Below are 12,192 nucleotides of genomic sequence, written 5' to 3' on the forward strand. Positions count from 1 at the left end.
CAGAGTTATAGCCAGATACGGCCTTGGGAGTAGCTCAGGAAAGGAGAACTGTCGGCGGCAAGCCAGATGGGGCCATCCAGATCGACGAACTCAGCGTTAACCGCGACGGGCAATGCGGCCTCCATGGCCAGTGACGAGCCCAGCATGCAACCGACCATAATGCGCATATTGAGCATCCGCGCTTCATCCACCATCGCCAGCGCTTCTGTCAGGCCACCGCACTTATCCAGCTTGATGTTGATCATCTCGTAGCGATCGCGTAATCCGGCAATATCCGCCCGCGTATGGCAGCTCTCATCGGCACAGACCGGTATGGGATGTTTGAAACGTTTCAGGTCATGATCCTGTCCGGCGGGAAGGGGTTGCTCCACCATCGCGATGTTGAAGGCCTTCAGTGCCACCAGCAGGCTTTCCAGTTCCAGACCCGACCAGGCTTCATTGGCATCGATAATGAGCGTGGCATGCGGCGCCGCCGCGCGAATCGCTGCTACTTTTTCCAGGATCGCATTACGGTCGAGCTTAATTTTGAGCAGGAGGGCGCCACGTGATACGGCATCCGCTGCCGCGAGAGCCATACATTCCTGCGTATCCAGGCTAAGGGTTTCTGCCGTAATGACCGACTCTGGCTGAGAGCAGGTGCTCTTTTGCCAAAGCGTTTGATTAGCCCGTGCGGCATCAAGTCGCCATAGCGCACAGTCCAGCACGTTGCGCGCTGAACCGGCGGGTAAGCGGTGTTGCAGATCATGACGGCTGAGGCCCGACTCCACGTCAGTGCGTACCGCTTCGAGCATGGCCTTAACGCTATCCGGTGTCTCATCGTAGCGAGCCGTTGGTGTACATTCGCCCTGCCCGATGAATCCTTCCTGCTCCAGCGTGACACGGATGACCGTCACGGCGGTGCGGGTACCCCGTGCGATAGCAAAGGGTCGCGCCAGCGGCAGCTCCACCACATCAATCTGCAACTTTCTCATTTCAGCCACGCTCCTGAAGCAGTGCGGCGATCTCATCAATACCAAAACGCACCGGATCTGTGGCCGGTAAGCCAAACTCAGCGCTGATTTCGGCGCAATAAGCGAGCGCCTCTTCTTCGCTGTAATTGGAGGTGTTGATAGCAAAGCCAGCCAGCTGAACGGACTCACTGGTAACCTGCGCGGCACGCAGATTGGCTTCAACGCATACCTGCAGGCTGACCATGGGCTGGTGTGGCAAATGACGCATGTGAGGTCGTCCCATTTCATGGCACATGACCAGCCAGTGTGGTTGTGCACCATGCATCAGCCCCATACTCACGCCCGCATAGGAGGGATGGAACAGTGAGCCCTGACCTTCAACGATATCCCAGTGGTCCTCGTCATTCGCCGGTGACAGCGCTTCTGCTGCACCGGCAATAAAATCAGCGATGACCGCATCCACAGCAATGCCCTCCCCTGCGACCAGAATCCCGGTCTGCCCCGTGGCACGAAAAACGGCTTTCAGGCCACGCGCGCGCATCGCCGCTTCCAGCGCCAGTGAGGTGTACATCTTGCCCACTGAGCAGTCCGTACCGACGGTCAGTATCCGCTTACCTGAACGCTTCTTACCGCTGCCCACACTGAGCGCTGGACGCATATGACGAAGGTCAAAAAGCTCAACACCCGAAGCCTGCGCAAGCGCCACCAGTTCCGGTTCATCCACCAGTCGGTGATGCAGACCACTGGCCACATTCAAGCCTGCTTTGATGGCACCTTTGATCGTTTCCAGCCAGTGCGCTGGCAGGTAGCCCCCGGCGTTGGCAGTGCCAAGCACCAGCGTTTTTGCGCCGCGCGCTTTGGCGCCGGGAATATCCAGTTCATCCAGACCCAGACTGACCGTGCAGCCCGGCAGTTTAATTTCGCCAACGCACTGCTCCGGCCGCCAGATATGAATACCGCGCGCCGTTTTTGCCGCAAGGGGATCGGTAACATCGCCAAGAAAGAGTAAATAGGGTTGTGGGATTAGCATGTTGTCTCTCGTTTCAGCCAAAAGATCAGGTTCTGAAACCACTATTTCATGCGCTCTGAAAGGTGACGAATGCTTGTTTAGCAGGAGGGTATAACAGCAGGTTATAGCCAGAGGTAATAGTGATGATGGGTAGGTTTTTAAGGGGGATTGGACAGGGTATGGATTAAAATATGGGGCGAGCCATAGGAAAAGGAGATGTTTATGCTGGCAGAAGGGATGGGCTATGGACCGGAGCAGGAGAAGGTAAAAGGCCGCTACTGTAACAAAGCTGTTCAGTAAATCTTCGGGCTACCCTCATTATCAATACTTAATCTGGACATCTTGCACCCGGTTTTTGCTTTCAGGTCTCAGGTTTGAGAGAAAGTAGATGGTATGACCAGAGTCGCGGAATGGGTATTCCGCGATAACAGAACTGCAGACCAGTATGGGTTATTTCATGCGCCGCTGCCGGGCGACGCTGGCGAGGCGTTGTGTCCGGCAGTAAATGGCAAACAGGATGAAAGCCTGCCCATTAAGTATCCAGCGCGCACCCACCAAAGCCGCAAGTGCCAGAATCAGCCACAGGCCCGAGTGGCTAGCCGTAACAACGCTGTAGCTCAAGAGTAAAACGGTCGATATAAGCAACATCGCACAGACGTAAGCCAGCCCTGCCACACCGGCTGTATGGCCTCGCGCAAGCAGGTAACTGGCCGTGAGTATCACGCCTATAACGACGATCGAGGGAACAAAAAAACTCAACGCATGTATCTGTGGACTGAGCGGAGGTAGAGCGTGCAGAAACGTCAGCAGATTAAATGCAAATGCAACCAGCAACAGCATCAGCACGATTGCAACGGGGAAGCCATTTTGCCGGGGCAGCGCCTCAGAAGGCTGTTTAAAATAGCGCTCGAGCTCTGAAGTGGAACGGGCAAGTATGGAATCATCCTGCCGTGCGATCACCTGATCTATTTCGCGACCATGTTGCAGTAGTTCAGTGATACTTCGCCCGACAAGCCATGATAGAAATTGCATTAAAATACCGCCAGTGATTGAATTGTTCCCACAATATAGCGCCCGGAACGTGGCACGTTACCTGGAGTAGCAATGATACCACTGACAGCACTGCCTGCCACAGCCGCTGCGCTCGTGACAACCTGCGCGAGTTGCTTAACAAGTTCTTTTTGCACCGACTCTACAGGGAAACGCTTTGGATAAAGTCCAGCACGGATGGCGGCTTTAAGCTCTTTATTACTTATACCAGGGTTTTGTGCCTTAATGATTAATTCAGTAAGGCGAGCCCGGTCCTGCCTTGGATAGTTCCTGAGCCACTCCGTTGCTTTTAAAGAAGAGACTGATTTCATCGCTCGCCATGTTGCCAGGGCTTCTTTTAACGCACCGCCCACACTGGCTAATGAAATAAGGTCAAGGGACGTTGAAGTGGCAACGTACCAATCCTGAGAGTCCAGCCACGCTACGTTTTCACCACCGTTTTCGACCAGATCATATACCCGGTAAATACCATTGACACATTGCACGCCTGTTGCGGCAGCGCCAGCATAACCAATAGCAACAAGCACCCCGCTACTGCCAGCGGTTATAGGCGTTGCTGAAGCGCCGATAACCGCTACGCCAGCAGTAATAATCATTGCACCACAGGAAAGCACGGTCGAGGCAATCTCCGTTCCCATTGAGGTTACGCTTACGGCTTCACTAAGTGACTTGCCCGTATTAGACGCTGTGGCTTGCTTAGGCGTTTTGGTCACAATCAGATGTGTAACGATACCACTTTGACCATTAGGATGACGCTGACCAGGCCGAACAAGATAACGCTGTGCGCCATCTGCATAGATGATGCCAGCCTGATAAAACTCCCGAGTACAATCCATTGCTGCACCCAGCGCTTTGAAATCAAAATCAGGTGCCCCATAACCGGTCATCCTGGCGATGTCATAACCCGGTAAGTTATTCTCGGGATTCATTCCTGGCAGGTTCATGTTATCTCCTTATAGGCTCATAATGATAAAATAGAGTTGTTTAGATCTTAAACTCGAAGAGAAAAATTCCTCATTATTGCACCAGGATTATATATCAGTAATTATGCAATCCACGAACAAGCCTATCATTTTCTGATTGAATTAAAAATGCCAGTTGTTCTATTTATCAACACTGCAATAATGACATCAAACAGCAGCCATAAATTCCATCAGAAAAATACTATAACAGATTATTTACCATCTGAAATAACATTCATCAGGAAATCCTTATCATAATGAAAATATCGCCAGTGAGTCTATTTATTATTCCTGTCAGCATTACGGAAACACAAAACAAACTGCTACCGGACATTCGTATTCATTATCAATGACTAACTTGTAAATAATGGAATCTTGTTAAGATTTTATTACACCAACATTATCAAATAACATCTCAATAGGACTGACAATTTAAATTAATTCCACTCAATATATATCCCACAATTAAATGATTTCTCTTCCGACTGTACAGTTATCTCCCCCCATTCAAAACTCCAAACATGACCATAAGGAGGTTCCTTTAATTCACCCTTATAATTATTAGGATATCTATTTAGCATCCATTCAAACATTCTTTTTTCTTCCTCCTTTAAAGCCTTTACATTGGCTCTTTTTTCCCAATCAGATAGACTTTTATAAAAATCACCTGTTTTACTGATCAGGAACACGCTCTTATTAATAGAAAAAACAGCAGGCCTAAATTGCACATGGAACGGTTCATTGTGCCACATGACATTTTTCGCAGAAAAATAATATTCCCCTACAATTATAAGATCATCAGATGATTTAAAAAACGAAGAATTAATAAATCTTTCGTAAGAAGAAATTTCTATATTACTTCCATCCACAAGCAAAGCACCATTCTCTTCTAAAATCATTTTTTTCATATATCAATTACTTTTCCAGGTTTCAGTTTAAACCGAGCCTCTTCCGGTATATAGAACTGCCGTCCTCTTACTTCTCCATGTTTAGGAATAGCTTTAGCACGCCTTCTGGCTACAAATATATATCTTCTGTAACCTCATATAGTCTTGCCTTTGAACGCATTGGAACTTTTGGATCCAAACCAACTTGCAAAGCCTGATGACAACCAAATGGTGTGATCTTAAAAAAACACATAGAATTTACATTTCACCTTCCTCATTAAAAAGCGGGTCCCAAAAAGCGTGGTTTATAACATATAGCTATAATAAAGTAAAATTTTGAGGCTCAAGGAAAATAATTATAAACTCCATCAAACCTCAGCAACATATTTTAAAACCTGGGTGTATTAATCCCATCTCTTTTTTGTGTCAAAAGAATTATCTCAGAGGCATCTTTAGGGCTTTTTTGCGCTTTTAGAGCTTCATCTTCACTTATTTTAGACTCAATCTCTTTACCTACTAAACTTCCATCGTTATATTGTATATAAAAAAAGCCATCTCTTTTTACAATATCAATACCATAACCACTAAAAATTTTTTTATTCATGTCATTCTCGCTAAAATTTATTTTTTAATTATGTCAGTAATTGTAGCATCACTAACAGGTGTTTGATCAATTACAGCTTCTGGAACACCGCCTGAAGTTTTACCTCCCGGCAACCAATAATCATTTGCTCCTGGCTCATTTCCGGTTGGCATCCTTACTCCTTGTGGGCTTGGTATATCAACTCGAACAGGAGAATTCCCTAATTCGCCTTTTTCTAAACCTAACAGATTCTCTAATTTAGCAATATTACCGCCAGATTTAGCTATCATCTCATCTGCAACAAAACTAGGCATGACGAAATGACCATCAGGAGGTCCTATTTCTGCACGGTTTACACCCCATGTTATTTTAGAAACACCATCTTTAAACATCGATAAATGCTTAGCGACATAAGCAGGTTCAAGGTAAGTTTTAGGATTAGGGAAAGGATTAGTAACTTTATCCCTACCGCGAACTGCCTTATAAGCTTTTGCCGCCCACCCTCTACTTGAGAACACACCTTTAGTGTTTTTCTGGAATGCATTCCACGCATTCTTACAACTCAACCCCCACGGATCCACCCACCCCAGCGCATTCGGTGCATACTGGTAAAGGTTGATCCCGCCCGCCAGCCCTATCGGATCCTGCTGGGTAAACCGTCCGCTGTCCGGATCATAATAACGAAACAGATTGTAGTGCAGTCCGGTTTCCCGGTCCAGGTACTGGCCCTGCATACGCAGGTTCTGCTGAACGACCGGCATCCGCTGGCTGGATTCACGCAGCAGCTTGCCCCACGGGCTGTTGATACCTTCCCAGGCTTTTTGCCCTTCACCGTCAGTCAGCAGCTCCGGCATTCCGTTGGCCGCATTATGGAACCAGTAAATCTCCGGGCTTTCCACACCATCAATACGCGCCAGCGGCTCATAGCTCTGGCTGTCGCTGTAAACGTAGGTCAGCGGGATCCCGTCGTGGATTTCCTGCAGCAGGCGGTAGCCTTCCCAGACAAAGCGCGTCGTGACGGCGTTGCCAGACGGTCTTCCCTGTAAAAGCTGCTGGCTGGTTTTACTGATGCGGCGCCCAAGCGGATCGTAGCGGAAACTCACCTTAGTGCGCGGCTTATTGCGGTCCCGCGGCTCGCTGATCACATCCGTCAGTCGATGCTCACCATCATAGCGATAACGCCAGCGGGTGTGACCGTCATCTTTCTCAGTGGTACGGCCATGGATATCGTACTGCCAGCGGATACCGTTCAGTTCAGTGACACGGTTGTGCATGACATGAGCGGCACTATGGCGATCCAGCGGGTTGCCTGCGCTATCCCAGCGCCACTGTTCATTACCCGGCTGCGCACCGTCCTGTGACAACAGCCGGCCGGCGTTATCGTAGTTCCATAATGTCTGGCTGAACGGATTATCGTCGCGCTCTTCACGGATCAGGTTGTTGCCGTAATCGAAGTCGCGCCGGCGGGACCAGACGCGCGGTGCAGGTCGCTGTGAGTCACCCTTAAACACGTCACGGCGGCGCAGTCTGCCTAACCGATCGTACTCACTGCGCATGGTCAGGCCGCCCTGTGTCCGGCTCAGTTCCCGGTGCAGCGTGTCACGGGTAAACTCGGTAACCGGCAGGTTGTCTAACGCGATGCTCAGCAGATGGCCGCTGCCATAGTAAAGCTGCTTGAGATTACGACCATCCGGCAGTGTTAAGGCTGTGCAGTTACCCAGCGCGTCATACTCCCAGGCCAGTTCGCCCTGCTCCCCCTGCTCAGTAACGATGCGGCCCAGCGCATCATACTTAAAGGTAATCTCCTGCTCGGCCTGCTGGCTCCACTCGGTGTCAGACAGCGGCAGATGCTGCGACACTTTACCCAGCTGGCCGCCGCCACTGTAGTGATAGCGCGTCTGGCCTTCCGGCGTGGTCCGCGCCAGCAGTTGCCCCGCACGGCTCCAGTGATAGCGATGGGTAATGGACTGAGGATGTCCGGCGGCAAAGGTGCGTGATACCGTGCGGCCCGCCGCATCATAGTCGTATCGCGTGGCAACGCCATCCAGCCCGACCTGGGCCAGCAACAGAGAATCTGCGCCCCACTCGAACTGATACTGCTCGCCGTTCTCGTTTTGCAGCGCCGTCAACCGGCCACGGCTGTCCCAGCTTCGCTGAACCGTCTCACCCTGTGCATTACGGTTGGCGATCAAGCGCCCGACATTGTCGTAACGGAATTCACTGCGCTTGCCATCAGCCGATTCATAGGCCAGCGGCAGTCCGTTTTCACTCCAGTGCAACCGCTCTTCCCATCCTTCTGCGCGTTCCAGCTGAAGAGGACGGCCTGCTGCATCATAGTGATAACGGGTTTCTTCACCATCCGGCGCGATGACACAGCTGAGCCAGCCCAGGGGATGATAACGGTAGCGCGTGGTCAGCCCTGAACAGTCGGTTTCACGGATAACCTGGCCGGCATCGTTAAACTCACGGCGGTAGCTGTTACCTGCTGCGTCAGTCTCCTCGACAACCAGTCCGAACTCATCCCGCTGATAGAGCGTGCTTTGCCCGAGCGCATCAACAACGCGTTCAAGGCCGTGATGGGGATCGTAATAGTATTTCGTTGTGGAACCGTCTGCTCCGGCAACAACCGTGGGCAGCGAACGGTGTGACAGCCATTGCACCGCCTGCACACCACCGTCAGCATCCTTCTCTTCAACACGGTTGCCCAGATCGTCATAGGTAAAGCTCACCGCGTTGCCCAGCGGATCGATGCGACGCGTCAGGAGTTCGTTTTCATCCCACTCGTAGCGCCACTTCTCGCCCCGCTCGTCGATAAAACAGGTGATGAGGCCCGCAGCATTCCAGTGATGTTCGCGCTGCTGACCGTCATAGGTCGACACGCGCGTGATGCCCGCCTCAAGATCGTAATGCATGTGGCAGCCATCACCGCTGTTGGTGCGGTTTTCTACAACGCGCCAGTGATCCAGCTTCTGCCAGCGATATTCACTCTCCAGCCCGCCCGGCAGCTGATGCCAGACCATTAACCCGTCATCGTTGTAACGGAAGCGTCGTGAGACAACGCCTGCGGCATCGGTGACGCTGGCAAGCTGGCCCCGATCATTGTAGGTCCAGCGCGTCAGTGGCCAGTGCTGATCGCCATCAAAATGGCTGGCTGATGTCGGGCGCCGCGTATGCTGTTTGTCGTCGTAGTGCAGCGTGACGTCAATTGCCAGCGGCGCGTCATGGATACGTACCAGGCGGGCCTGTTCATCCCAGCCCATCTCCAGCGCATTACCGTACTCGTCGCTCAGTGAAGTTAGCCGCAGTACCTGAGGATCAGCGGCCGTGCGTCTGTAAAGACGCCATACCGCACCGTCGTCATCGGCAATGGCGATATCGCCAGACTCGTTGCGCCGTACCATCAGCCCTTCGCTGATGCTGTAGAGCACCTCTTTTTCACCGGGAACGTCAAAACTCAGTTCGCGCCCGTTGTCATCAAACCAGGTCGCCCGATTCCCTTCCAGCGTCAGGTAGCTGTCAAACACCGTGGCCCAGCCCTGACCAAACAAGCCAGCGCGCTGAGTCAGACTGTTATAGCTGCGCTGAAAACTGAGCGGGAAACGTCCTGGAAGGAAAAAATCGCGCTCGGCATCATCATTAAGGACTTTGACGCCGGTCGCCGCATGAACCGGAAACAGCGACGAGAAGGCCGCGTTAATAGCCATGTCCGCCGCCATACCGCCCACGGCACCGGCCAGCGCGCAGGGCATGTTTTTGATGATCTGACTGGGGCGACCACGGATGAGGGAAAGGCCGATCATCATCACGGCCAGACCTGGCACCTTGCCACTTTTGATCTCTCTGACCGTGACAGTTTCACCACCAATGATGACATTGGGGGAAACATCGTCGCTCACGGTGGCGTCACAGGTGGTTTTATCCTTTGCGCGCACCGCAGGCTGGCCATTGATAAAGACGCTTTTCGATCCCTGAGCCAGATATTGCGGTGCGCTGTGTTTTTCACAGGCCACTTTGTCCTGCTCCAGCGGAGAGGTGCCCGCATCGGCGGAGGCTACCGTGGGCTGCCACATTGCACTGCCAAACTGGCCGACCGCAGAGAGCAACATGCCGCCATAGTCGGCGAAGCTCTGCGGCGATTGTGGTTCCGGTGGCGGTGTCTCGCCGGGCGTGAGCATCCCGGCCGCGCGTGCGGCTAAAAGACCATTAACGTAGACATTCACTGATCCAGTGGCGATTACTCCGGCGGGTGACGGCGGGAATATCATGTTTCCCAGCCCATCGGCCGCTTTGCTGATCTCTTGTGACAGACCAACGGCATTGGCCAGTACACCACCCAGAATACCGCTGAGCAGGCAACTGTTACCCACGGCTGCTACACTCGCCGCTGCCGCCCCTGTACCCAGCAGGGGCGCTGCCGAGACGATAGCTGCACCCACTGCGGCACCAATGACGGCATAGGCCGCACCTTCAGCCACAATGCTTGTGATATCAGCGAAAATGCTGGAGTGAATGATCTCGTCGCCCACGCGGGCAGCAGGGTTATCCATAGGTTATGCTTTCCGTGGATTGTTCAGACTCAGGCTTTGTTTAAATGCACTCCAGCGCTGTCCGTCTTCTTCATTGAATGGACGCATGGCTGAGAGCGTAAAAATCATTAAGATGTTCGAGTCAGGCACCTGTGTAGCCAGCTGTTTCTGCCACACTGCCTGCCCGTTACGGTCAAATACGGTTTCAACTTCAACCGCGTGTAATGTGTTATCCACACCTGCCATCAAACGTACAAATTCAGTCTGCTGGATATGGCCCATCTGACTCCGCAATGTGTCCCACTGACGCTGGAACTCTTTTTCCGCATCACTGCCCTCAGAAATAACGCCACGGCTCACAACCCATGCCAGCCCACTGGCTTCATCGCGGAGAATATTCATGGTGGTGTCCTGCCAGGCAGCAGGAAAAAGCGCAAAGGCGCCCTCATTGAATTGGTAATGCATAATAGATATCCATATGGGGAAAGTAAAAATGTAATGTTATTAACAGCAGAAGGAGTAACTATTTATTTGCATCATAATCGGGTGCGATACCCGTGTGTGATTCAATCAATCTTTCTTTTTCTACCCAGCCATTAGCCTGATTTCCGTCATTAGCCACATACATTACGCTGTAATATTTTCCATATTCGACGTAAGCATATAATTCATTGCCAGGCACCACAAAAACGTCTTTCTCTACACAACGGCCATCAGGTGCAGAATAAAATTGCAGCCGTCCTGACCCGCCAACCCTGTAGACATTATCTGTATTGTCGAAACGCACGCCTTTTGCGTTAGCGTTACTAGCCATCCGTTGACAAAAATCATTTGCAGAAGTCATCAGCGGATATGAAAACATTAAAATGCATAAAATTTTAATCATTTAAACCTGTCATGAAACTTGGCTAAGATATAATTATCACGCGATTATCGATTAAATTACTCATCCTGGATGGCAGACTATTCATTATCAAAACGCTTAGACCAGCTTGCTATATCCTCCTGAACTTTGTTACCTTCAGGCGCGTTAGTGACATAATGTATTTTGTTGTTTTGAGGCATCATCCAGGCAGCATACACTTTGCCATCTGCCTGTATCACGAATGCGGATGCTTGCACAAGATAGAGATCTTTTAACCAGCCCTCAACGAATATACCGCCGCCATCTGTTTTATGGGGTTCTCCAAAAACATCAAAGTTCTGGCTGAAATCATTATACTCATTACCTAAAACAGATTTTAAAGTGGAGACAACATCCTGGTCACTAAAGATCTTTGAAACATTGTCTAAGCTATTGTACTGAGAAAAAGACACTTGTGTTCCTGAAGCTGTTGCAATGCCTATCGGGCAAACTATAAATATCATCAAGAGCATCACTTTAACAAATAACTTCATAGTTTTACCTGAGGAGTGAATTAAGTAGCACTGTTTTACCATATTGATTATTCTCTTTTTAAATAATCATTCAACTCGCCAGATGGCATGCTGTTGTATACAGTTAACCAGGTCTTGAATGAATGTGGCATTTATTTTATTGGTCACATACTTCAGGAGCAGGAAATTAAAACCTATTAGCGGACTTAAAATTATTTAATCAAAAAAATAAGATTAATAAGTTAATTTAATCCTGCGTGACGTATCACGCAGGGTTGTTATTATTCATCCGTATTAATCGTCATCATAATATGACTGATTTTTTTATGCTCTAACTGAAATGACATGCGTTTGTTATCAGCATCATAATATAACCAATGCTGATTATCACTGTCATCCACTGTGCCTTGACCATATTTACTGACCAGCACATCCTGGCTGTCGCCTGGTCCTACGCCTCTCGCTGTTTTGATCGCAGGAGTGTTGATGGTGATCTGTGCAATAAGGTAGCTGTCGATATCACGCTGCTCTTTTTGCCAGAACAGATTGGCAGTGTAGATTTCAAAACCATCATATTTGTGCTGGTAGTACTTAAAACTGGTGTCACCGGCAGGCACATCGCCAACAAAGTTTTCACTTATCTGCGTGCCCGCCTGCTTCTGAGTCTCATCGCTCCATTTATCACCTAAGGTAAAAGGATGATTATTGATTTTCACACTAAAGTCAGCGGCTGTTAAGGCAGCAGGGGCCGTAATGCTTGCCGCCGCAGTAGCCAGATTTACCTGAACGGCAGGGAACAGCAGCGCAAACAAAAATACTGCCTTTCTCATAGGAAAAATCATTTTTAT

The 12,192-nt window shown here is 50.2% G+C and carries 11 protein-coding genes; all 11 read right to left on the reverse strand.

Annotated features, from left to right (window positions below; translation table 11 throughout):
* Nucleotides 1–5: 5 nt before the first annotated feature.
* The gene (dgcA, locus tag ACR8BN_RS11240; protein ID WP_434746931.1) at nucleotides 6–971 is read right to left on the reverse strand and encodes an N-acetyl-D-Glu racemase DgcA; all 966 of its coding nucleotides are present in this window, start codon (nucleotides 969–971) and stop codon (nucleotides 6–8) included.
* 1 nt (nucleotide 972) lies between these two features.
* Nucleotides 973–1,980 (reverse strand): N-acetyltransferase DgcN, encoded by a 1,008-nt coding sequence (gene dgcN, locus ACR8BN_RS11245; protein WP_434746932.1) that lies wholly within the window; start codon nucleotides 1,978–1,980, stop codon nucleotides 973–975.
* Between the two features lie 429 nt (nucleotides 1,981–2,409).
* A complete protein-coding gene (locus ACR8BN_RS11250; protein ID WP_434746933.1) occupies nucleotides 2,410–2,991 on the reverse strand; it encodes a hypothetical protein in 582 nt (193 codons plus the stop codon).
* Complete coding sequence (locus ACR8BN_RS11255) at nucleotides 2,991–3,953, reverse strand: hypothetical protein (RefSeq protein ID WP_434746934.1); 963 nt, start codon at nucleotides 3,951–3,953, stop codon at nucleotides 2,991–2,993. The genes ACR8BN_RS11250 and ACR8BN_RS11255 overlap by 1 nt, the downstream gene beginning before the upstream one ends.
* Nucleotides 3,954–4,408: 455 nt before the next feature.
* The gene (locus ACR8BN_RS11260; RefSeq protein ID WP_424997986.1) at nucleotides 4,409–4,879 is read right to left on the reverse strand and encodes a hypothetical protein; all 471 of its coding nucleotides are present in this window, start codon (nucleotides 4,877–4,879) and stop codon (nucleotides 4,409–4,411) included.
* 367 nt (nucleotides 4,880–5,246) lie between these two features.
* Nucleotides 5,247–5,462 (reverse strand): hypothetical protein, encoded by a 216-nt coding sequence (locus ACR8BN_RS11265; protein WP_424997987.1) that lies wholly within the window; start codon nucleotides 5,460–5,462, stop codon nucleotides 5,247–5,249.
* A gap of 17 nt (nucleotides 5,463–5,479) precedes the next feature.
* Nucleotides 5,480–9,988, reverse strand: a complete 4,509-nt coding sequence (locus ACR8BN_RS11270; RefSeq protein ID WP_434746935.1) for an RHS repeat-associated core domain-containing protein — start codon at nucleotides 9,986–9,988, stop codon at nucleotides 5,480–5,482.
* Nucleotides 9,989–9,991: 3 nt separating this feature from the next.
* A complete protein-coding gene (locus tag ACR8BN_RS11275) occupies nucleotides 9,992–10,432 on the reverse strand; it encodes a DcrB-related protein (protein WP_010246011.1) in 441 nt (146 codons plus the stop codon).
* 58 nt (nucleotides 10,433–10,490) lie between these two features.
* Complete coding sequence (locus ACR8BN_RS11280) at nucleotides 10,491–10,853, reverse strand: hypothetical protein (RefSeq protein ID WP_109654369.1); 363 nt, start codon at nucleotides 10,851–10,853, stop codon at nucleotides 10,491–10,493.
* Between the two features lie 77 nt (nucleotides 10,854–10,930).
* Nucleotides 10,931–11,365: a hypothetical protein gene (locus ACR8BN_RS11285; protein WP_434746936.1), complete on the reverse strand. Its 435-nt coding sequence runs from the start codon at nucleotides 11,363–11,365 to the stop codon at nucleotides 10,931–10,933.
* A 260-nt stretch (nucleotides 11,366–11,625) separates the two neighbouring features.
* Complete coding sequence (locus tag ACR8BN_RS11290; protein WP_031592972.1) at nucleotides 11,626–12,186, reverse strand: hypothetical protein; 561 nt, start codon at nucleotides 12,184–12,186, stop codon at nucleotides 11,626–11,628.
* Between the last annotated feature and the right edge of the window lie 6 nt (nucleotides 12,187–12,192).

It is taken from the genome of Pantoea sp. Lu_F5_004 (assembly GCF_051136245.1).
In the GTDB taxonomy this organism is placed as follows: domain Bacteria; phylum Pseudomonadota; class Gammaproteobacteria; order Enterobacterales; family Enterobacteriaceae; genus Pantoea; species Pantoea agglomerans.